Below are 22368 nucleotides of genomic sequence, written 5' to 3'. Positions count from 1 at the left end.
AGACAGAACGAGAGGTTCACCGTGGCACCGAAGAATCTGCAGGAAGTCTTGGACGCGTCGAAGAGCACAGTCGACCTCCTGCGCAACTCCCAGATCGGCTCGTACATCTACCCCGTGGTCCCCGCCGACTTCCAGAACTGGATCAAGGAGCAGCAGGCATGGCGCGACACCGCCGTGCTCTACGACCAGTCGCACCACATGGACAACCTGTTCATGAAGGGCTCCGACGCCATCAAGCTCATCACGGCGACCGCGATCAACTCGACCGCGAACTTCCCCGTCAACAGGGCCAAGCAGTACGTCCCGGTGGCCTCCAACGGCGGCGTGATCGGTGACGGCATCCTCTTCCGCGAGGCCGAGGACGAGTACGTGTACGTAGGCCGCTCGCCCGCGGCGAACTGGCTCCTGTTCCACGGCGAGACGGGCGGCTACGGCAACCTCGACATCACCGTGGACCGCCGCTCGCCCTCCCGGCCGTACGGCCACGCCGTGTCCCGGCAGTACTACCGCTTCCAGATCCAGGGTCCTGCGGCATGGCAGGTGATCGAGAAGCTCAACGGCGGCGAGCTCGAGCAGCTGAAGTTCTTCAACATGTCCACCATGGGCATCGAGGGCACCAACGTGCGCACCCTCCGGCACGGCATGGCGGGCGCTCCTGGCCTGGAGATCTGGGGCCCGTACGAGGACCATGACCGCATCCGGGATGCGATCGTCGAGGCGGGTGCAGAGTTCGGGCTCGTGCCCGTGGGCTCCCGCGCCTACCCGTCCAACACGCTCGAGTCCGGATGGATCCCGTCGCCGCTGCCGGCGATCTACACGGGCGAGGCAGAGCGGGCGTACCGCGAATGGCTCCCCGCGGACGGCTACGAGGCCACCGCCACGCTTGCGGGATCCTTCGTCTCGGACCGGATCGAGGACTACTACCTGACCCCGTGGGAGCTCGGCTACGGCTCGTTCGTGAAGTTCGACCATGACTTCGTCGGCCGGGACGCGCTCGAGAAGGTCGATCCCGCCACCCAGCGGCGCAAGGTCACCCTCGCGTGGAACGCCGAGGACATGACGAAGCTCTTCGGCTCCCTGTTCGACGTCGACGGGCCGCACTACAAGTTCTTCGACCTGCCCCTGGCGAACTACGGTTCAGCCAACTACGACTCGGTCGTCGACGCGGGCGGGAACGTCGTCGGCTTCTCGATGTTCACCGGGTACAGCGCGAACGAGCGCACCGCGCTCTCCCTCGGGACGGTCAATCCGGACGTGCCCGAGGGCGCCGAGGTCAAGGTCGTCTGGGGCGAGCCGGACGGCGGCACGAGCAAGGCCGCCGTCGAGCCCCACGAGCAGCTCGAGGTGCGCGCCGTCGTGAGCCCGGTGCCCTACTCGGCCGTGGCCCGCTCGGAGTACCACGGAGGGTGGCGGACGGGCTACAAGACCGCATGAGCCTGCGCTTCGCCCTGCTCGCGCTGCTGCGGGTCGGGCCCCTCTCGGGGTACGACCTGCAGAAGCAGTTCGCCCTCTCGGTGGGTCACGTCTGGCATGCTCCCGACTCCCAGATCTATCCCGAGCTGCGCAAGATGGAGGCCGAGGGCCTGGTCGAGGGCGAGGAGCAGGCGAGGGGCCAGCGCGGCACGCGCCGCGTGTACCACGTGACCGACGCGGGGGAGAGGGCCTTCCAGGAGTGGATGCGCAGCCCTCTCGAGTACGCTCGGGTCCGCGATCCCGCCCACCTGCGGGCCGCCTACCTGGAGGCGAGCACGCCCGCGGCCGCGCGCGAGTTCTTCCGCGCCCACATTGCCCAGTGGGAGGGGGAGCTCGCGCAGTGGGAGGGGGAGCTGAAGCGGATCGCGGCGCTGGACAATCCGATGCTGGCCAGGCGCCTCGCCGCAACTCCGCCGCCTGACCGGGAGCGGACCGTCGCGTTCAAGCGGTTCACGTACGAGGGGCTCGTGGAGCGGGCCCGGGGCGAGATCGACTGGGCGCGTCGCGGCCTCGCGCTCGTCGACGGGCTCGAAGCGGCCGACGGCGAGTGGGCCGGCTCGGGCGCCAACGGCGCCTGAGCCGGGCGATTCCTCTGCGCCCCCTATTCGGTGTTGGCGTGCGCCGCCTTGGCGGCTGCGTTGTCCACGTGCCTCCGGCCGGCCAGGAGCAGGCACACCGCGTCGAGGACCAGATGGGTGGCCTGGTCGAACAGGCTCGAGAGCGGTTGGACGCTCGCAGCCTCGCCGGGCCGGCGGTGCTTGGTGGCGGCGGGGACCACGAGCACCGCTTCGGCCAGCTGCGCGAGGGGAGAGCCGGCGTCGCTCGTCACGGCGCGGACCCGCGCCCCGGCCTCGGCCGCGGCTCGCGCGATCTGGACGGTGTGGCCCGTGGTGCCCGAGCCGGAGACGGCGACCAGAAGGTCCCCCGGGCCGATGGCCGGCGTGGTGCTCTCACCCACCACGTAGGCGGTCAGGCCCAGGTGCATCAGGCGCATAGCGAAGGCCTTCGCCATGAACCCCGAGCGGCCCTCGCCCGTGACGAAGACGCGGGGCGCGTCCCCGAGGGCGAGCACCATCCCCTCAAGCTCGGCGCGGTCGACGCGCTCGAGGACGGGGTCCAGTTCGCGGGCAATGGTGGTCAGCGGATCATCGGCCACTGGGGGTCCTTCCAAGGGTATCGATGTGCTCGCGGAGCTGCTGCGCAGCGGCAAGGGGATCGGCAGCGCCCGTCACGGCGCTGCCCACGATGACGCGCAGGCGCGGGATGCCGGCGAGGGCGGGCAGGTCGTCCGGGCCCAGCCCGCCGGCCAGAGCAAGCCTCCGCCCCTCCGCCCACTCCCCGAGCAGGCTCGCCGGGCCTTCCTGCGCGGACTGGACGTCCTTGGCCACGTGGGCGGCGAGGACGACCTCGTCCGGGAGGTCCGCCGCGAGCTGCGCCCGCCGCTCCTCGGTGGTGGCCATGAGGTCGACGACGGTCTCCGCCCCGTAGTCGCGGGCGGTCCGCACCGCCTTGTCGAGGGTGGCATCATGGGCGACGCCGAGCACGGTCGCGGCCCGTGCCCCCGCCTCGAACGCCATGCGGCACTCGGTCTCGGCGTCGTCGGCCGTCTTCAGGTCGGCCAGGACGGGCGTCGCTCCCGCCGCCGCGACGATCTCCCGGACCAGATCCATGCCGTGCGCCTTGATGAGCGAGGTCCCCACTTCGATCATGTCGGCAGACGGCGCGAGGTCCCCGGCAAGCGCGAGGGCCCTGGCCCGGGGAAGGCGGTCGAGTGCTATCTGGAGCTCCATGCGGGTCCTCCTAGGATGCCGGCGCCAGAGTGGCGGCGGCGATGAAGGCGGCGAGCTGTGCGCGGGTGGGCAGCCCGTCCCGGTCGCCGCGGTGGGTGGTGGCCAGAGCGCCCACGGCGCATGCGCGCTCGAGGGCTGCGGCGTCGCCGAGCCCGTCGAGGTAGGCGCTGATCAGCCCGGCGGCGAATCCGTCGCCGGCACCGACGGTGTCCACGGGCTGGACCCGGAAGCCCGCGTGGTCCAGCCGGCCCGCACCGGTGTGCAGGGAGGCGCCGGCCGCGCCGTCCTTGACGGCGACCCGGGAGGCGCCGAGGGCCAGATAGAAGTCCGCGATGCCGTCCGCGGTGTCCCGCCCGGTCAGCAGCCGCCCTTCCGCGCGCCCGGGCAGGACCCAGTCGGCTCGGGCGGCGACGGCGTTGGTGGCCTCGACCAGCTCGGCCTCGCTGTTCCAGAGGACCGGCCGGATGTTCGGGTCGAAGGAGACCGTGGCCCCGTGCGCACGCGCCACGTCGAGGGCCCGCAGGGCGAACGCGCGGGTATCGGGCGAGAGCGCGAGCGGGATGCCGGTGAGGTGGAGGTGCCGCGCGGAGGCGATGGCCGCGTCCGTCGCGTCGGTCGCCGTGAGCCTGCTGCCCGCCGATCCCTTGCGGAAGTAGCGCACCTCCGGGTCGCCGCCCGGGGCGAGTTCCTTGAGCTGGAAGCCCGTGGGGGCGGTGGCGTCCACGGTGGCTGCCCCCGTGTCCACGCCCTCGGCGCGGAGGGCGTCGAGGGCGTAGACGCCGAACGGATCGTCCCCTACGCGCCCGATCCATCCGCTGCGGTGGCCGAGCCGCGCGAGGCCGATGGCGATGTTGGTCTCCGCGCCGGCCAGTCCCCGCTCGAACGTGGTCACCTCGTTCAACGGTCCCGGCGTGCACGCCATGAACATCGCCATGACCTCGCCGAACGTGATCGCGTCCAGTGTGCCGCTCATGCCGCGGCCTCCTGCCGGGGCCACGCCTGGACGGGATTGCCGATCTCTCCCAAGCCCTCGATGCGCACGGTCACCGAGTCGCCGGGGCGCAGTGCCGCGTCCGCCCCCGGCGCACCGGTCAGGATCACGTCGCCCGGGCCGAGGGGCATGAGCGCTGCGAGGTAGGCGAGGATCTCGCCCGGGTCACGGGCGAGGCCCGCCGTGGAGGCACGGCTGGCCTCGGCGCCGTTGACCGCCACCGTGATCTCGAGGTCTGCCGCCTCGAGGTCCGTGTCGATCCAGGGACCGACGGGGGTGAAGGTGTGCCGGCTCTTCGCCGACGTCCACAGCGGGTCGTCCCGCTGGGCGCGCCGGTCCGTGACGTCGTTGGCCACGGTGACGCCGAGGACGCAGGAGAGCAGCTGCGAGGCCCGCACCCCTGACGTCTCCCGGCCGATCACGAGGGCGAGCTCGCCCTCGGCAACCGGTGTGCCGCCGTCGTCCGCCAGCCGCACGGCGTCGCCCGGGCCGACGACCGTGCGCGCGGCCTTGAGGAAGGCGGCAGGGGGCCGCTCCCTGTCCGCAGCACCGGTGTTGTGGGCCATGCCGACCACCGTGCGGGGCTCGACCGGCGCGAGCAGGCGCGCGGCGCCGGCCGGGATCCGGGTCCCGGTGCGCCTGAGCACGGGCGCGAAGGGATCGGCCAGTTCGGCGAACCCACCGTCCTCCCAGCTCGCGTACCCGATCCTGCCCGCGTCGGCGATCCTGCACAGCCGCATCTCAGGACTCCGCGGTGCGCAGCGAGGACCGGTTCGACGCGGCAGCGCGCGGCCGGACGAGGGGGATGAGCACGGCGGATCCTGCGAGGCTCGCGGCCATGAGCAGGAAGGAGGCGCTGCTCGAGCCTGTGGCGCCGTCGAGCCACCCCACGAAGTAGGAGCCGACGAAGCCGCCGAGGGCGCCGAGGGAGTTCACCAGCGCGATGGCCGGTCCTGCCACGTCGCGGGGCATGAGCTCCGGGATGGCCGCGAAGAACGGCCCGTACGGGGCGTACATGGCCGCACCCGCGATCACGAGGAGCACGAAGGCCGCCCAGAAGTTCTTGGGCCCGATGAGGTAGGAGCCGTAGAACGCGATGGCGCTGACTGCCAGCCATGGCCAGACGTACCGGTTGCGGTGGCCCGAGAGGTCAGAGAGCCGGCTGTTGACCACCATGAAGATCACGGCGAAGACGTACGGGATGGCCGAGATGAGGCCGGTCATCCCGATCCCCTCGCCGCTCGCGGCCTTCACGATCGAGGGCAGCCAGAAGACGAACCCGTAGACGCCGAGGCTCCACAGGAAGTACTGCACCGAGAGGATCACGACGTTGCGGGACCGCAGTGCGCTCCACAGCGAGGCCGCCGGCGCCATCGAACGCTGCTCAGCGTCCAGGGCGTCCTCGACATAGCTGCGCTCGTCCTTGCCGAGCCATGCGGCCTCATGCGGGCGGTCGGCGACGAGCGCCCGGAACACGAAGGCCCAGATGATGGCCGGAACGCCCTCGATGATGAACATCCACCGCCACGACGTGGCCTCGACGAGGTAGCCGGAGACGGCGGTCAGCCACAGGACGGTGACGGGGTTGCCGAGGATCAGGTAGGTGTTGGCCCGGCCTCGCTCGGCCTTCGTGAACCAGTGGCTCAGGAAGATCACCATCGCGGGGAGCACGGCGGCCTCGACGACGCCGAGCAGGAAGCGCACCACCATGAGCCATGGGACGGAGGAGACCACGCCCTGCAGGGAGGCGAGGACGCCCCAGGCGATCAGGCTCCAGAAGATCAGGTTCCGTGCGCTGCGGCGCTCGGCGTAGACGCCCGCGGGGACCTGGAACAGGAAGTAGCCGAGGAAGAACAGGGCACCCAGGAGGGCGGAGACGCCCGCATCCAGGTGCAGGTCCGTCTTCATCCCGCCGGCCACGCCGATCGAGTAGTTCGAGCGATCCAGATAGGCCAGCGAGTACGTGACGAACGCGATGGGGAGGAGCCGCGCCCAGCGCGCGCGGCCCGGCGAAGCTGTGGCCGCGTGGACAAATCCGTGCCGCGTGGCGGAGTGCTCGGTCATGAGATCACCTCAGTGTGATGTTCCATATGTGTGATGTTCCATATGGTGGAATGGCTTGTCGCCACCCGGAATCTAGTGTGCGCGACGTCACCGGGGGCGCACAAGGGGTTTCGGTCATCTTCTTCCATTTTTCGGTATCTGCTCCCATATCGTGGAATGCCTCTGGCATACTGGGGCCATGACCCAGACACCTCCCGACATGGTGGGGAAGGCCCTGCTGCTCCTGACCCTGCTCGGCGACTACCCGGATGGAGCGTCCCTCTCCGAGGTGGCGAGGAGGGCCGGATTCCCGCTGAGTACCGCCCACCGGCTCGCCGCGGCTCTCGTCCGCGACGGCTACGCCGCGGTCGACGACGTCAGCCGGCGCTACAGCCTCGGCCTCCAGACCTTCGCCCTCGCCAGCAGGGTCGCCCACCGCCACGGCTTCGCCGGGTCCGCGCTCCCCGTCCTCCGCGCGCTCGCCGACCGGACGGCCGAGAGCGCTCTGATGTCGGTGATCGACGGCCACCACCAGCTCTACGTCCACCACGTCCAAGGCAGCCATTCGGTCAGTGTCAGCGGCGAGCCCGGCCGGCGCGGCCCGCTGCACTGCACATCGATGGGCAAGGTGCTTGTGGCCTTTGCCCCGGACGCCGCCCGCAAGGAGCTCGTGGAATCCCTCGAACTCACCCCCTACACGTCCCACACCGTGGTGGACCGCGAGCAGTTCCGGGACGAGATCGGCCGGGTTGCGGACCAAGGCTACGCCATCGCGGACGAGGAGCACGAGGCTGGAATCCGGGCGATCGGCGTGCCGGTGGAAAATCCCGACGGCATCGCCGTCGCCGCACTGTCCGTCGCGGCGCCCGCCTATCGGGTGAGCCGGGAGAAGCTCCTGGACTACCTCCCGGCGCTGCGGGAGGCCGCCCGGGAACTGACCGTGCTCCTTCCGCCCCGGTGACGCCCAGCGCCGCCACGGCAGGCGCAGGGGAGTGCTCGAAGAGGGGGTTGACGCGGCCTCGCGAGATTTATAAAATCGAGTTACAAATTAATCGGCCGGCCTGAGAACCCCCAGCACTCAGGCCGGCGCCCGTCAGCAGGTGTCCTGGCAGCCCTCACCCGGAGGCCAGGGCACCGTGCCGACCCGGCTTCCCCGACCGCGCGCACCCCACGGCCTTCCTCTCCTCCTGCGGCTCCGCCGCCCCCCGAAAGACCCCGGCCATGACCACTGAACCAGCACCCCGCGCCGCCCACTCCTACGGTTGGGTCCCGGACGTTCCGGACCAGCGCGACTACCTCTACTCCGTGCCGCGTGAAGTCCTCGGAGCGCTTCCGGCCTCCGTCGACCTGACGCCGGGCTGTCCGCCGGTCTACGATCAGGGCCAGCTCGGCTCGTGCACCGGCAACTCGATCGCCGCGGCCCTCGAGTTCGACGCCGACAAGCAGGGCATCGCGGGGTACACGACCCCGTCGAGGCTCTTTATCTACTACAACGAGCGCGTCATGGAGCACACCGTGGCGAGCGATTCCGGCGCCCAGATCCGGGACGGCGTCAAGTCCGTCGGATCCCAGGGCGCATGCCCCGAGGCCGAATGGGGCTATGACATCACGAAGTTCACGGTCAAGCCGCCGGAGCAGTGCTACATCGACGCGAAGCAGCACCGTGCCATCGCCTATCAGCGCGTGAGCCGGAGCCTTCCGCAGATGCAGGGCTGCCTCGCCGACGGCTACCCGTTCGTCTTCGGCTTCACGGTCTACGAATCCTTTGAGAGCCAGCAGGTGGCGCAGACCGGCGTGGCGCCGATGCCGGGCCCGAACGAGCAGGCCCTCGGCGGCCACGCCGTCCTCGCCGTCGGGTACGACAACGCGAGCCAGACGTTCCGCGTCCGCAACTCGTGGGGCACCGGGTGGGGGCAGGCGGGCTACTTCACGCTGCCGTACCAGTACCTGCTCTCCACCGGGCTCTCGAGCGACTTCTGGACCATCCGCACGCTCAGCTGACCGGCTGCAGCCTCAGCCGACCCGGCCCTCGGGCGGCGAGAGCCGTTCGAGGCGCCGGGCCCAGCTCGGCGCGTGCTCCGGGCGCGGCCCGATGGCGATGAACCGGGCCGGGATCCGCTGGAGGAACCGCGCCCGGTTCAGCAGGCGCAGGGGCAGCGGGAGTGTCGTGGCCGAGGTCGCGAGCGCGCCCCGCAGGGCGCGGTTCACGATGCCGCGGTGGGCCGCCCGTTGGAAGGCCTGCACGAGCTTGGTCGGCAGGAGCCTGCGCTTCTGGACCTGCGCGAGCACCTCCTCCGGCACGGGGCCAGAGGCGTGGCGCATCCATTGGCCGACGATCCGCGACGCGGCGACCGCGTCCTGGATAGCCAGGTTGATGCCCACCCCGCCCACGGGCGACATCGCGTGGGCTGCGTCGCCGATGAGCAGGAGGCCGTCCTGGTACCACTGGTCGAGCAGGTCCACCCTCACGCTGAGGAGCCGGACGTCGTCCAGGGACGCCGGATACTCGTCCAGGCGCTCCGCCATCCACGGCAGGAGCCGCGCGAGGCGGCTGCGGAACGCCGGCAGGCCCTCCGCCCGCAGCGCAGCATCCTGGCCCTTCGCGATGAGGTACCCGCACTGCCACTCGGTGCCGCGGTCGATCATGATCATGAACTCGCGCCCCGAGAGCCGGCCGACCCCGCCGTTCGGGTCGCCTTCCCGGCGAGGCACCCGGAACCACCAGACGTCCACAGGGGCGCCGAACTCCCGTGCCGTGAGTCCGGCCTGGGCGCGGACGGTGGACCAGCGTCCGTCGCAGGCCACGACGAGGTCCGCGGCCAGCGTGTGGTCCTGGGAACCTCCCTCAGTCCCCGGGTAGTCGCGCCACCGCACCCCGGCGACCCGGCCGGCGTCGTGCGTGAGGCCCACCGCCTTCGCCGAGCGGAGCAGCGTGAAGTGCGGCTCGCGCGCGGCGGCCTCGGCGAGCATCTCGAGGAAGTCCCACTGCGGCACGAGCGCGATGTGCGGGTGGAGGCCGGGCAGGTAGCGGACGAGGTCCGCGAGCCGTACGGTGCCGGCGTCGAGCTGGATCTCGACCTCGTCCAAGAGCCGGTGGGGCAGTGCCTCGAACGCGGAGCCGAGGCCGAGCTCGTCGAGCAGGGCCAGGGTCGAGGCGTGGACCGTGTCGCCGCGGAAGTCGCGCAGGAAGTCCGGATGCTTCTCGAGCACCACGGTGTCGATCCCGCCGCGGGCCAGGAGCAGGCCCAGGACCATGCCGGCGGGGCCGCCGCCGACCACTGCCACGCGGGTCCGCTCAGGTGCAGCCATGCCCCCAGAGTACGACGCTCGGAGCCTCAGCCGGAGGGCCCGCACACCCGCAGCCGGAGGGCCCGAGCAGGAAGACGACTGCAGGACGGGACCCCGCACTGTTGTGGGGTCCCGTCCCGCTCACAGTGGGGTCAGTTCTTGATGTAGCCGTTCGGGTTCAGCACGTACTTGGTCGCCGCGCCCTTGTCGAACTCCTCGTAGCCCTGCGGGGCGTCCTCGAGGCCGATGGCCTTGGCGTTGACGTTCTTCCCGATCGAGACGCGGTCGTGGAGGATCGCCATCATCAGTCCGCGGTTGTACTTCATCACCGGGCACTGGCCGGTGGTGAAGGAGAGCGACTTGGCCCACCCGGTGCCGAGGCTCAGGGACAGCGAGCCCTTCTTGGCGTTCTCGTCGATGCCGCCCGGGTCGCCTGTGACGTAGAGGCCCGGGATGCCGAGCGCGCCGCCGGCCGCGGTGATGTCCATGAGGTCGTTGAGCACGGTTGCGGGTGCCTCCTTGGCGCCGGCGCCGTGGCCCTTGGCCTCGAAGCCCACGGCGTCGATGCCGCAGTCCACGAGGGGCTCGCCCAGGATCTGCTCGATGTGCTCCGCCGGTCCGCCTTTCGTTAGGTCCGCCGTCTCGCAGCCGAAGCTGGCGGCCTGCTTGAGCCGGTCCTCATTCATGTCGCCGACGATCACGACCGCGGCTCCCAGCAGGAGAGCGCTCGTCGCCGCTGCCAGGCCCACCGGTCCGGCACCGGCCACGTAGACGGTCGATCCGACGCCCACACCGGCAGTGACTGCCCCGTGGAACCCGGTCGGGAAGATGTCCGAGAGCATGGTCAGGTCCATGATCTTCTCGAGCGCCTGGTCCTTGTCCGGGAACTTGAGGCAGTTGAAGTCGGCGTACGGCACGAGGACGTAGTTCGCCTGCCCTCCGACCCAGCCGCCCATGTCCACGTACCCGTACGCGGAGCCGGGCCGGTCAGGATTGACGTTGAGGCAGATGCCGGTCTTGCGCTCCTTGCAGTTCTTGCAGCGCCCGCAGGCGATGTTGAACGGCACCGAGACGAGGTCTCCGACCTTGATGAACTCGGCATCGGGGCCGGTCTCGACGACCTCGCCGGTGATCTCGTGCCCGAGCACGAGGTTCGGCGGAGCCGTGGTGCGGCCGCGGACCATGTGCTGGTCGGAGCCGCAGATGTTGGTCGCCACGGTCTTGACGATGACGCCGTGGGGCACCTTGCGCCCCACGTTGGCCGGGTTGACACCCGGCCCGTCCTTGAGTTCGAAGGTGGGGTAGTCGATGTCGATGACCTCGACCTTTCCCGGCTCCTTGTAGGCGACTGCCCTGTTCTCGCTTGCCATATCTACCAGGTACCTCTCTGCTCCAGTGAAGCAGGAGCCCCCGCCCCTGCACTTCTGATTCAGCGGAACCGTCTGCGACGCCTGCAGCGGCCTGGGTGGGCTCGCGTGACTAGCGCTGGTGTCGTTGTGGCGGTCCTCCGAACCTAGGCGAGTGGCTCTGGGGGGTCAAGGGTCCGCGGTGACCTAGAGGGCTCCGGCGCCGAGGGGCCAGCCGGTCACCTTCTTGGGACGCGGCGGGGCGTACGTGCGGACCTTCGAGGTGGAGAGCCCCAGCCGGACCAGGCCCTCCGCCACTGACACCGCGGCCGCGACGCCGTCGACCACGGGCACCCCGCAGCGCTCGCGGATCTGGGCGTCGAGACCGCTCATCCCACCGCAGCCGAGCACGATCACCTCGGCCCGGTCCTCGTGCACGGCCGCCTCAGCCTGCGCGACGATCTCCTTCACGGCGCGCTCCGGGTCCAGCTCGAGCTCGAGGACGCCGAGCCCGGACGCGCGCACGGAGGCGCAGCGGGCGTCGAGCCCCGCGAGCCTGAGGCGGTCCTCGATGAGCGGCACCGCGCGGTCGAGCGTGGTGACCACCGAGTACTTGTGGCCCAGGTACATGGCGGTGGCGGCCGCGGCCTCCGTGATGTCCACGACCGGGACGTCGAGCAGTTCCTGGAGCCCCTCGCGCCCGTGCTCGCCGTAGCCGGCCTGGACGACGGCGTCGAACTCGCCGTCGTAGCGGGTCACCGCGTCCATGACGGCCACTGCGGCGAGATAGGACTCGAAGTTCCCTTCGCAGGAGTCAGCCCCGATGGTCGGGGTGATGCCGATGATCTCCGTGCCCGGCGACGCGGCCCCACGGGCGGCCTGGGCGATCGAGTCGGTCATGGACTGGGTGGTGTTGACGTTGGCGACGAGGATGCGCATCGCGGATTCCTTCTGCTGGCAAGGGGCTGTGGTGAGGCACGACGGCGGCGGGCTGGCCGGCGGAGGCGGGGCCGCCGTCGTGCGCTGGGTGCTGACGAGCGGTCAGTGCGCGCTGGGGACTGCGATGGCCTCGCCGTCGACATCCTCGAAGGTGCCGCGCGAGCGGTTGAGGACCACGAAGTTGACGGCCGCGATGCCCGCGCCGAAGAACCAGGAGAAGGAGCTGAGCGCACCGAGGGCCGGGATGAAGGCGATCGCGAGGGCCACGGCCGCCGCGGGGACGAGCGCAGCGACCGCCTTCGGGTTGATGCCCTTCGCGTAGTGGTACGCGCCTCCGCGGTCTTCCGAGTACAGCTGGGGGACGTTGACCCTGCCGCGGCGGACCAGCCAGTAGTCCGCCATGATCACGCCGAACAGCGGGCCGAGCAGGCCACCGAGGCCGCCGAGGAAGTACACGATGACCACAGGGTTGTTGTAGAGGTTCCAGGGCAGGATCACGAGGCCGATCACGGCGGAGACGAGCGCGGCCCTGCGGAAGTTGAGGCGCCGCGGGAAGAGGTTCGTCAGGGCGTAGGTCGGCGCCACGAAGTTGGCCATGAGGTTCACGGCGACGGTCAGGACCAGCAGGGCCGCACTCGCGGCGGCGAGCAGGAACGTGTTGGGGATCGACGCGACCACGTCCGAGGGGCTTTCGATGATCCGCCCGTCGATCTTGAACTGGGCGCCGGCGAGGACGACGGCGATGGCGCCGAAGAGGAGCATGTTGATCGGGATGCCCCAGAAGTTGCCCTTGACGATCGACTTCTTGGACTTTGCCGAGCGGGTGAAGTCGCAGAAGTTCAGGACGAACGTGCCGTAGATCGACACCCAGAGGGCGCCGCCGCCGAGGATGTGCAGCCACATGTCCCCGCCGGAGAGGTCCTTGCCGGTGCTCCAGGCGATCGAGAAGCCGGCCTTGGCGAACATCCACACGGCCAGGGCGAGCATGGTCGCGAGGATGATCGGCCCGGCGAACGCCTCGTACTTGCGGATCATCTCCATGCCGTAGGAGACGATCACGACCTGCACGATCCACAGGCCCACGAAGGCGATCCAGCCCAGTGGCGAGAGGCCAAGGACGGAGCCGGCGTCGAGGGGCTTGAGGCCGGGGGCCACGGCGATGAGGAGGACGCGGAGCACCACGGAGGCGAGGTATGTCTGGATCCCGAACCAGGCCACGGCCACGCCGCCGCGGATGAGGGCCGCGATCTGGGCACCGTGGATGCCGAAGGCGATCCGGCTCATGACGGGGAACGGGATGCCCGTCTTCTGGCCCATGAATCCCGAGAGGTTCAGGAGGGCGAAGAGGAGGACGGCGCCGACCCCGAGGGCGGCGAGGACCTGCCATGCGCCGAGGCCCAGCGCGAAGAGGCCGATGGCGAAGGCATAGTTGCCGAGGCTGTGCACGTCGTTGGCCCAGAGGGTGAAGATCGAGTAGGCGGTCCAGGTGCGGCCCTCACGCTGCGTGGGGGCGAGGTCGGTGTTGTACAGGCGCGGGCTCAGGCCGGCCGGCAGGCTGTGCGCGTGGGCGGTCTCGCGGGCTTCTGCGTGGGTCACGTCGTGGGCCTCCAGCGTGGGGACGACGGTGTCCGTGGTGCTGTCCATGATGAACTCTCTGCGGTCGGGACATGTAGGGGCGCGCAACTTGATGATCCGCCGGCCCATGGGTTGCTCGGGGCGCAGCGGGTCCGTCCGAGGACGTGTGGCGCGAGTCTCGGGGTGGTGTGACCGTCGTCTCGCTTTGGTATTCCAAAGCTAGCGGTTTGGTATCCCAGTCCGCAAGGGTTATCAGTGAAGACCCTTCAGACGCCGAAACGCCGCACCAGGGTCGGCCGGCATTCCGAGGGGAATGGCGGCCGCGCTGATGCGGCGTTTCGGCGTTTCGGGAGGGCCTCAGTGATCAGGCCGGGAGGTGCAGCTGCTGGCCCGGGAAGATCAGGTTGGGGTCCGAGATGACGTTGGCGTTCGCGTCAGCGAGGGCCTGCCACCCGCCCTTCACGTTCAGCTTCTGGGCGATCTGGCTCAGGGTGTCGCCGGCGACGACGGTGTAGGTCGAGCCGCTGACCTGGACGGGCGCGGCGTGGCGGGCGGGAGCCTGCTGCACCGGTGCCTGCTGGACGGGAGCGGCCTGCTTGACCGGTGCCTGCTGGACCGGGGCGGCCTGGACCTGGACGGGCGTCGGGTTGGCGCCGGCCGTGCCGTAGAGGCCGAGCTTGGCCGAGCATGCGGGCCATGCGCCCCAGCCCTGGCCCGCGAGGACGCGCTCCGCGACAGCGATCTGCTGGTCGCGCGTGGCGTTCTGGGGGGCGCCGACGCCGCCATAGGCGGCCCAGGTGCTCGGGGTGAACTGGAGGCCGCCGGAGAAGCCGTTGCCGGTGTTGATGGCCCAGTTGCCCGAGGACTCGCACTGAGCGAGGGCATCCCAAGTCGAGCCGGAAGCGGCGTTGGCCGCGGGGGCGCCGAGGGCGGCAGCGCTGAGCGCGGCACCGCCTGCGGCGACGACGGCGAGGGAACGACGGGCAGCAGTAAGCGTAATCTTCTTCATAAGAGTTCTCAGATGCTCGGGACTCCACCGGCACTCGCCCCGTCCCCGGGACTTCAACGTGCGCCGCCGGCCCCTGACGATTCGAAGGTCAGGTCAATGGTGGCTGCGCAGACGGCGGCGAACGGTGGACGGCAGCACCCGGCATATGTGGCCCACGGCTGCGGGCCGTCGGGCTTTATGTGCCCCGCTGCGGGTTGCAGGGCAGGGGGTTCGTTACCGAACCGATACCTACCGTAGGGTATTAATCCGCCGTTGCAAAATCGTGACCAAAGATCGGGGTCTTCCGGCCCTACTCAAGCAGGCCTCGGACGTCCTCGGCGGTGAGGGACGAGGAGAACATCGCGTCCTCGTCCATGACGGAGGAGAAGAGGGCAGCTTTCTTCTCCTTGAGCTGCATGACCTTCTCCTCGATGGTCCCCTTTGCCACGAGACGGTACGTCATGACGCGGCGTGTCTGCCCGATGCGGTGGGCGCGGTCGACCGCCTGTGCCTCCGCCGCCGGATTCCACCACGGGTCCAGTAGGAAGCAGTAATCCGCCTCAGTCAGGTTCAGGCCGAAGCCGCCCGCTTTGAGGGAGATGAGGAAGACCGGGGCGGCGCCCTCCTTGAACCGCGAGACCACGTCACCGCGCTTGCGCGTGGACCCGTCCAGGTACTCGTAGGCGATCCCCGCCGCATCGAGCCTCGCGGCGGCCTTCTTGAGGAAGGAGGTGAACTGGCTGAACACGAGGGCGCGGTGCCCCTCCGCCACCACGTCGTCCAGCTGCTCGAGGAGGGCGTCGAGCTTCGCCGGGGACACGCCGTCGTGCGCCTCGTCGACGAGGGAGGGGTCCAGCGCCATGAGCCGCAGCAGCGTGAGCGAGCGGAAGACGATGAACCGGTTGCGGTCCAGGTCCTCGACGAGCCCCAGCACCTTCTCGCGCTCGCGCTGCAGGTACTGCTGGTACAGCTTGCGGTGCCGCGGGTCGAGGTCGACGTCGACCCGCTGCTCGAGCTTCTCCGGCAGTTCCTTCGCCACTGCCTCCTTGGTGCGCCGCAGCATGAGCGGCCGCACCCGGCGGCGGAGCCTGGCCAGGCGCCCGGCGTCGCCGCTCTTCTCGATGGGCTTGGCGAACTCCTGCCCGAAGTGGCTGGCGGCCGGGAACAGCCCCGGGGCGACGATCGCGAAGAGCGACCACAGCTCCATGAGGTTGTTCTCGAGCGGTGTGCCCGTGAGGGCGAGCTTGAACGGCACCTCCATGTCACGCGCGAACTGGTGTGCTTTCGTGGCGCGGTTCTTGAGGAACTGCGCCTCGTCCATCACCACGCCCGCCCAGGGGAGCGCGGCGTACGCCTCGTAGTCGAGGCGGAAGAGCGCATAGCTTGTCACGACGATGTCGGCCCCGGCTGCGGAGTCGGCGACCGGTGTACCCGACTTGCCCTGCGTATCCGTGAGCGCCACGGTGCGCAGTCCCGGAGCGAAGCGCGCGGCCTCCGCCTCCCAGTTCGCGACGACGGAGGTCGGGGCCACGACCAGGAACGGGCCGCTCCCGCTCGGGGCCGATCCCTGCTCCTTGGCGTGCAGGATGAGCGCGAGCGTCTGGAGGGTCTTGCCCAGGCCCATGTCGTCCGCGAGGACGCCGCCGAGGCCGTGGCGCCACAGGAAGGCGAGCCACTGGAAGCCGTCGTCCTGGTAGGGCCGCAGCGTGGCGTTGAGGCCGTTCGGCACCGGCACGCGGTCCAAGGCGTCTGGGTCTAGCAGCCCGGAGACCGTCTGCTTCCACCGCGGAGCCTCGACCGTCTCGCCCGCGAGTTCGGCGATCTCGTCCCACAGCCCGGCCTGGAACACGCTCAGCTTCGGCGCATTCTTCCCCGACGGGCCCTCCACGCGCCACTCGCGCAGCTCGTGCGAGGAGTCGATGAGCTCCTTGAGGCGCTGGATCTCGGGGGTGTCGATGCGGAACCAGGACTTGTCCGGCAGCATGACCTTGCTGCGGCCCTTCGCCAGGGCCGTGAAGACATCCTGGAACGGGATGCTGCGGCCCTCGATCGTGACCATGAGGCCGAGGTCGAACCAGTCGTTCTTGTCGGACTCCACGGTGCTCAGCACGAGCTTCGGGGTCCCTTCGAGCTGGCGGTAGTCCGGCCGTGTCCCCTCGATGCGGACCTCGACCCCCTCGAGGGCCGCGAGTGCCGGCAGAGTGTTCTCGGACGCCTCTGCCGTCGCGAGCCCCTCGAGCCGGGCAGGTCCGATCGGGTTCCCGCGCAGGGGGCCATCGTCGAGGACCGCGGCCACCCTGAGGGCGGTGGCCGCCTCGGCTGCGGCGTCGCGGCGGATGCCCTCGCCCGGGGCCGGGACGAGCGGCAGCTGCCGGGCGCCGTCGCCCGCGGGGTACTCCCAATGCCACGCGAGGCGCAGCACGTCACCGGGTTCGAAGGCTGCGGTGAGCACGAGCACGGGCGGCAGGACCGGCGGAAGGTCGAGCGCGGCGTCGGCCGTGAGCGCCACCGACCGCGCGAGGTCCGGGTAGAACTCGGCGAGGAACGCGTCGCGGTCCGCGGCGGGGATCTGCACACCCTCGGGCGCCGTGAGCAGCGCCCGGTCCCGCTCGCCGAGGCGTGACTCGGACTGGGCGAGGATGATCGCCTCCTCGCGCTCCCCGGTGCGCACGACGGCGTACACGCCGTGGTCGGCGATCGTTCCGGCGTGCTGGATCGGCACCGGGACGCCGTCCACCGTGAGAGTCGGGACCAGGCGGAGCGCGCCGTCGTCCTCTCCGGGGAGCGCGTCGAGCCCCACGGCCGCCGTGCCCTCGCCGAGGAGGACGGTGGTGCCCTTCGCCGCGCCGAGGAGCTCGACGCCGACCGAGCGGCCCGCATCCAGGAGCGTCCACAGGAGGGGGCTCGTGAACTCGTCGAGGTAGAGCCAGGGATCGTTGCCGTTCCAGTAGCCGGAGGCGGTGCCGAGACGCAGGGCCTGGATCTCGCGGAAGAGCTCGAAGTGCGGGGCGAAGAAGGCGCCCAGATGGTCGGGGCGCCCGAACGTGGTCCAGGAGATGTCCCCCCGCAGCCACCTGCCCGTGGTGGGGTTCAGCTCGACCGGCCGCACGCCCAGCCGGTAGTCCGGGCGGCTCCTCGAGGGGGACCGTCCGAAGCGGCTGCCGAGCCGGGCCTGGAGGTCGCGGAGCTCGAACTGGAGCCCCAGGCGCCGTGCTGCGCCGCGCCGCTCTCCCTCGGCCCCCGGGTCGATGATGCGCCGGAGCTCGCGCATCCACTCCGGCTCCGCCTTGCGGGCCGCGTTCTCCCTGGCCGCGTCCGCCCGCAGCCGCTGGGCGTTCCCCGTGAGGACGACGGCGGCCATGTGCTTGCAGTCCTCCGTGACCGGGCACGTGCACCAGCCCCCGGCGTAGCGGTAGGTGCCGTGCTGCGGCTGCAGGTACACGCCGACCTCGTACGGCTCGTCCTCCGTGCCGAACACCTGGGCGGTGACCTCGTTGATCTCGGGGTGCCAGGCGAGGTGCTCCACACGGCCCTCCCGCGCGTAGGCATGGGCGCGGGACATGGCGGCGGCGCCGACCCGGTTCACCATTCCGGCGACGTCCACGAGCGGAGGGACGCCCTGCGCGCCCGTGCCCGAGGGGGAGGGGTACGGGATGGAGGCCATGCCTTCATCGTCCCATGGGCGGCCGACAGTTCTGGATCCGGGGCTGGCCACCCGCGGGGTGCGCGGCGCCGAGGGCCGTGGCAACTTAACCACGGGTTGTGGACCTTGCCCCACGCCGTGGCGCGGGGCAAAGTCCACAACCTGTGGTGGAATGCCGACTAGCCACAGCCTGGGCCGACGGGGTTGGCGGCGCAGTCGTCGGCGTAGAGCTTGACCTCGGAGCGCCAGACGCTGAGGGCCTTCGACGCACTGGGAACCCGGGCCGTGCCGGCGACCGGTTGGAACGCTCCGCCGTCCACCGAGAACTCCCCGGTGAAGACGGTGGCGAGGCCAACGCTCACGTCACCCGTCTGCGTATAGGCGTGGCTTGTCACCGTCTTCTCTCCCCACCGGGCCTCGGGGATCGGGCCGCCCGGGGCGCTTGTGACGAGGGAGGCGCCGTCGCCGTAGGACCAGTGGTATTCGGTGGCCTTGACCCTGATCTCGACCTTCCGGCCCAGGATGTCGATCGTGAAGGACTGGTCTGCCGGCTCGGCGTAGATGTTGGTCTCCGCGCCCTTGAGCGTGTGGCGGCCCGGCTGCGAGCCCAGTTCCGGGGCCTTGATGGGCAGCTCGCGCAGCTGCTTCTCGGTCACGGTGATGACGACGTCGCCCGGCCGCTCCGGCGGCTTCCCCGGATACAGGCACGCCTGCTCGAGCCGCTCCCACGCTGCGCCGGGCGTCCGGGTGTCGAGCCTCTCCCAGACGACCATCCGGCCGTCCGGTTCGGCGCTGCAGCGGGCGTCGAGTGCGGCGCAGGCGGTCCCGCTGAGCGTATCGGTATTCTGTGCACAGGCAGGAGCATAGGAATATACGAAGGTCTCGGCGACGCCTTCAGTTTTGGGGAACTCAACCTTTGCGGTCCCGTCTCGCGTCCCATTTAGCGCAGCTGTTTGATTGTCAAAGTAGCCATCAATTTCTGCTGCATTTGCTGTGGAGTTGATGCAGGTAGTGGTTAGCGCTATGGCGAGGAAGAATAGGACAAAGCGCCTCACGCTTGCCCCAGCTGACGTGCGGTCCAAGCCCCATTCGTATAAGACGCATAGATCGCCTTCGGCTTTCCGTTGTTTCCACCGCTTCTTTCTTTGGTAAGCTTCCCATCAGCATCGAACCACCTTGAGGTCCCTTCCTCCAGCATGAAGTAACCGACCGCTTGCCCTGCTGGGTCGAGCTTCATATCGGAGCTGAATCCAGTCGAGAGCCACCGCGGTCCGACGGTCCAGCCTCCTGCCCGAGAATCGGCCAGATATCCGTTACATACTTTGCAGCCGGAGTCGGAAATGGCTTCGAGCGGCCCCGAATCGCCGGTCTCGAGAGAGTACGTTGCCGTGTCGAACCAGTACTGCGTGAATGCCTTGAACCCCGCCTCGGTGTTCTCTTTGGCGGCTGCGGGCAGTTCCGGCTTGGGGAGATTGCGGGCCGGCCCGGTGGAGCTGGCCGGCGTCGGCCGCGCGTCCGGGGCAGGGGACGCGGTCCCCGAGGCCGCGGCGCTCGGCGTGCCCTGCGCTTCGGGGCCGCTGGTGCCGGCGCCGCAGGCGGTCAGCCCGAGGGTTCCGGCAAGGGCGAGAGTGGACAGGGCAGAGCGAAGTGTGCGGCGACGGTTCGCCATTGACATCCCCCGAGGTCGTTGGTGTGCCGCCGGAGCAGGTGCGGTGCGCCGGGGCGGGTCTTCGGCAGTCTACAAGGATGTGACTATCCGAGTTGCAGGTTATCCACAGGCTGGGTCCGCAGGCCCGTGCCGAGCCCAGAGTAGTCCCAGCCCGCCGCTCGCCACGCCGCCGGGTCAAGGGCATTGCGCGCGTCCAGGATCACGGGGCGCCGCACGAGTGCGCCCGCGGCGACGGGGTCGAGCGCCCGGTACTCTGCCCATTCCGTCAGCAGCAGGACGAGCTCCGCGCCGTCGAGCGCCCCGGCGGGGGAGGGCTCGAACTGCAGCTGCGGGAACCGCATCCAGGCGTTGTTGATCGCCCGCGGGTCGGTGACCACCACGTGCGCGCCGGCCGCTGCGAGCCGCAGGGAGACGTCCAGAGCGGGCGAGTCGCGGATGTCGTCGGTGTCCGGCTTGAACGCGGCGCCGAGGACGGCGACGCGGCGTCCCGCCAGAGAGCCCCCGCAGAGCTCTGCCGCCAGATCCGCCACCCGTTCGCGCTGCCCCACGTTGATCGAGTCCACGAGTCCCATCCACTCGTCCACCGAGTCAACGGCCAAGCCGCGAGCCTGCGCACGGAACGAGCGGATGTCCTTCGGCAGGCACCCGCCCCCGAACCCGAGGCCAGCGGCGAGGTAGCGCTGCCCGATCCGCGGGTCGAGCCCCATCGCGGCGGTGAGCTGGGTGACGTCCGCCCCCGCGGCGTCGCACAGCTCGGCCATGGCGTTGACATAGGAGAGCTTGGTGGCCAGGTAGGCGTTCGCCGCCGACTTGATCAGCTCCGCCGTCGCGAAGCTGCACACGATCCGCGGCACCCCCGCGTGCAGCAGGGGAGCGTAGACCTCGTCGAGGATCCGCACGGTGCCCTGGCCCTCGTACGCCTCCTCCACCCCGTATACGAGCCGGTCCGGCACGAGGGAGTCCTTCACCGCGGTGCCCTGACGCAGGAACTCGGGGTTCCATGCGAGCTCCACATCCGCACCGCCGAGCCACTCGCGCACCTTCTGCACCGTCCCGACGGGCACCGTGGACTTGCCCACGACGGCGGCCCCCGGCTTCGCGAGCCGCCCCACCTCCCGTGCGGCGGACTCGAGGTAGGTCAGGTCCGCCACGTCGCTGGTCTTGGACTGCGGGGTGCCGACGCAGAGGAAGTGCACGTCGCAGTCGGCGGTGAGGGACATGTCCGTGGAGAAGACGAGGCGCCGGGCCGCGCGGCCGTCCGCGAGGAGGTCCTCGAGTCCTGGCTCGAAGAACGGCGCGAACCCGCGCGCGAGGTGCCCCACCTTCTCGGCATCCGTGTCGATGCCCACCACGTCGTGGCCCATCGAGGCGAGGGTGGCCGCGTGGACGGCGCCGAGGTATCCGCAGCCGATGACGGAGATCTTCATGGTGTTCCCTTCCGTGGGTCAGCCAGCGCTGGTCTCGAGTCCGCTCACCGCGCGCTGGGAGATGACGTCTTCGTAGTGGTGGATGAGCTGCTCGCCGATGGCGCGCCAGGACCGGCCCTGCACGCTGCGCCACGCTGCCTCGGCGAACGCGGCTCTCTTCGCGTCGTCGCCGAGGAGGTCCAGCGCGTAGGCGCGCAGCTGCCCCAGGTCGCCCGGGGTGTACAGCCAGCCCGTCTTCGAGTTCTCGACGAGGTCCAGCGGGCCGCCGCGCCCGGTCGCGACCACGGGCACGCCGGATGCCATGGCCTCCTGGATGGTCTGGCAGAACGTCTCGAACTCGCCGGGGTGCACGAACAGGTCGAAGCTCGCCACGATCCGCGCGAGGTCCTCACCGCCGCGGAAGCCTGCGAAGTGGGCGCCGGGGAGCTGGCCCTCGAGCTGGGCCCGCAGCGGGCCGTCTCCCACGATGACCAGCCGGGTGCCGGGAATGTCGGCGAGGACCCGAAGGTCCTCGACCTGCTTCTCGGCCGCGAGGCGGCCCACGTAGCCGATGATCTTCGGGGGCGTCCCCGCCCCGGCCGAAGACGTCACAGAGGCCCGCCACGCGGCGTCGCGCTTCCCCGGGTGGAACCGGACCGTGTCCACGCCGCGCCGCCAGAGGTCGACGTCGAGGATCCCGCGCCCGCGCAGCTGGTTCAGGGCGAACGTGGAGGGCGCGAGGGTGAGGTCGGCGAGGAGGTGGATCGCCTCGACCCGCTGCCACGCCCAGTTCTCCAGGAACGGGACCCCGTATCGTGCGGCGTAGCCCGGCACCTCCGTCTGGTAGACGGCCACGGTGGGGATGCCCAGCTGGTGCGCCGCCCGAACTGCACGCCAGCCGAGCTCGAAGGGCGAGGCCAGGTGCAGGATGTCAGGGGCAAACGCCTTGAGTGCCCGACGCACGCGGGGGACGGCGCCGAACGCCACGCGCACCTTCGGGTAGCCCGCCATGGGCAGCGCCGGCATCCGCACGACGTGCGCGCCGGTCACGGTCTCCGGCAGCGGGAAGACGCCGGAGGCGCCCTCGCCGGACGGGGCGATCACGAGGACGTCGTCGCCGCGCTCCTGCAGGTGGTCGAGGACCCGCAGGATGGAGTGCGTCACCCCATTCATCTGCGGCAGGAACGACTCGGCAGCGATCGCGATCCTCACGCCTC

Annotated in this window: 19 protein-coding genes; 4 read left to right on the top strand and 15 right to left on the bottom strand. The window is 70.4% G+C overall.

From position 1 onward, the window contains the following. Positions 1–21 precede the first annotated feature (21 nt). Both ligM and IE231_RS08690 read left to right on the top strand, forming a co-directional pair. Entirely contained in the window at positions 22–1434 is a 1413-nt protein-coding gene (gene ligM, locus IE231_RS08695) for a vanillate/3-O-methylgallate O-demethylase (protein ID WP_189693540.1), read from the top strand. Next, a complete protein-coding gene (locus IE231_RS08690; RefSeq protein WP_189693539.1) occupies positions 1431–2051 on the top strand; it encodes a PadR family transcriptional regulator in 621 nt (206 codons plus the stop codon). The genes ligM and IE231_RS08690 overlap by 4 nt, the downstream gene beginning before the upstream one ends. 23 nt (positions 2052–2074) lie before the next feature. On the opposite strand, the gene hxlB is transcribed toward IE231_RS08690, so the two are convergent. The 5 genes from hxlB to IE231_RS08665 are packed head-to-tail and all read right to left on the bottom strand — an operon-like array spanning position 2075 to position 6318. Next, complete coding sequence (gene hxlB, locus IE231_RS08685; protein ID WP_201896875.1) at positions 2075–2629, bottom strand: 6-phospho-3-hexuloisomerase; 555 nt, start codon at positions 2627–2629, stop codon at positions 2075–2077. Next, entirely contained in the window at positions 2619–3263 is a 645-nt protein-coding gene (locus IE231_RS08680; RefSeq protein WP_189693538.1) for an orotidine 5'-phosphate decarboxylase / HUMPS family protein, read from the bottom strand. Before IE231_RS08680 ends, hxlB begins: the two co-directional genes overlap by 11 nt. A 10-nt stretch (positions 3264–3273) precedes the next feature. Further along, positions 3274–4236, bottom strand: coding sequence for a sugar kinase (locus IE231_RS08675; RefSeq protein WP_189693537.1), 963 nt, complete (start codon positions 4234–4236; stop codon positions 3274–3276). After that, positions 4233–4994: a fumarylacetoacetate hydrolase family protein gene (locus IE231_RS08670; RefSeq protein WP_189693536.1), complete on the bottom strand. Its 762-nt coding sequence runs from the start codon at positions 4992–4994 to the stop codon at positions 4233–4235. The genes IE231_RS08675 and IE231_RS08670 overlap by 4 nt, the downstream gene beginning before the upstream one ends. Before the next feature lies 1 nt (position 4995). Further along, positions 4996–6318, bottom strand: a complete 1323-nt coding sequence (locus IE231_RS08665; RefSeq protein ID WP_189693535.1) for an MFS transporter — start codon at positions 6316–6318, stop codon at positions 4996–4998. 178 nt (positions 6319–6496) lie between these two features. On the opposite strand from IE231_RS08665, the gene IE231_RS08660 reads away from it, so the two are divergent. Continuing rightward, a complete protein-coding gene (locus IE231_RS08660) occupies positions 6497–7258 on the top strand; it encodes an IclR family transcriptional regulator (RefSeq protein ID WP_229866594.1) in 762 nt (253 codons plus the stop codon). A 260-nt stretch (positions 7259–7518) separates the two neighbouring features. Beyond that, positions 7519–8298: a C1 family peptidase gene (locus IE231_RS08655; protein ID WP_189693534.1), complete on the top strand. Its 780-nt coding sequence runs from the start codon at positions 7519–7521 to the stop codon at positions 8296–8298. 12 nt (positions 8299–8310) lie between these two features. Here IE231_RS08655 and IE231_RS08650 read toward each other — a convergent pair whose 3' ends face one another. The 10 genes from IE231_RS08650 to IE231_RS08605 form a co-directional block, all read right to left on the bottom strand. Further along, positions 8311–9606, bottom strand: coding sequence for an FAD-dependent oxidoreductase (locus tag IE231_RS08650; protein ID WP_189693533.1), 1296 nt, complete (start codon positions 9604–9606; stop codon positions 8311–8313). A 131-nt stretch (positions 9607–9737) separates the two neighbouring features. Then, positions 9738–10955 (bottom strand): formaldehyde dehydrogenase, glutathione-independent, encoded by a 1218-nt coding sequence (fdhA, locus tag IE231_RS08645; protein WP_189693532.1) that lies wholly within the window; start codon positions 10953–10955, stop codon positions 9738–9740. A gap of 183 nt (positions 10956–11138) precedes the next feature. Next, positions 11139–11870, bottom strand: a complete 732-nt coding sequence (locus IE231_RS08640) for an aspartate/glutamate racemase family protein (protein ID WP_189693531.1) — start codon at positions 11868–11870, stop codon at positions 11139–11141. A gap of 102 nt (positions 11871–11972) precedes the next feature. Further along, complete coding sequence (locus tag IE231_RS08635) at positions 11973–13514, bottom strand: NCS1 family nucleobase:cation symporter-1 (protein ID WP_189693530.1); 1542 nt, start codon at positions 13512–13514, stop codon at positions 11973–11975. A 295-nt stretch (positions 13515–13809) separates the two neighbouring features. Further along, positions 13810–14454 carry a LysM peptidoglycan-binding domain-containing protein gene (locus tag IE231_RS08630; protein WP_189693529.1) on the bottom strand — a complete coding sequence of 215 codons (645 nt, stop codon included), beginning with the start codon at positions 14452–14454 and terminating at the stop codon, positions 13810–13812. Between the two features lie 289 nt (positions 14455–14743). Beyond that, positions 14744–18097 carry a DEAD/DEAH box helicase gene (locus IE231_RS08625; RefSeq protein ID WP_189693528.1) on the bottom strand — a complete coding sequence of 1118 codons (3354 nt, stop codon included), beginning with the start codon at positions 18095–18097 and terminating at the stop codon, positions 14744–14746. 158 nt (positions 18098–18255) lie between these two features. Continuing rightward, on the bottom strand, positions 18256–18849 hold the full coding sequence (locus tag IE231_RS08620) for a hypothetical protein (protein WP_189693527.1): 594 nt from the start codon (positions 18847–18849) through the stop codon (positions 18256–18258). A gap of 278 nt (positions 18850–19127) precedes the next feature. Then, positions 19128–19745: a DUF6318 family protein gene (locus IE231_RS08615; RefSeq protein ID WP_189693526.1), complete on the bottom strand. Its 618-nt coding sequence runs from the start codon at positions 19743–19745 to the stop codon at positions 19128–19130. 83 nt (positions 19746–19828) lie between these two features. Beyond that, on the bottom strand, positions 19829–21172 hold the full coding sequence (locus tag IE231_RS08610) for a UDP-glucose dehydrogenase family protein (RefSeq protein WP_189693525.1): 1344 nt from the start codon (positions 21170–21172) through the stop codon (positions 19829–19831). 18 nt (positions 21173–21190) lie between these two features. Further along, positions 21191–22363 (bottom strand): glycosyltransferase family 4 protein, encoded by a 1173-nt coding sequence (locus tag IE231_RS08605; protein WP_189693524.1) that lies wholly within the window; start codon positions 22361–22363, stop codon positions 21191–21193. Between the last annotated feature and the right edge of the window lie 5 nt (positions 22364–22368).

Source organism: Sinomonas cellulolyticus (assembly GCF_014656475.1).
GTDB lineage: Bacteria > Actinomycetota > Actinomycetes > Actinomycetales > Micrococcaceae > Sinomonas > Sinomonas cellulolyticus.
Note: the sequence above shows the minus strand (reverse complement) of the source record. Positions and strands in the feature narration are given on the sequence as shown.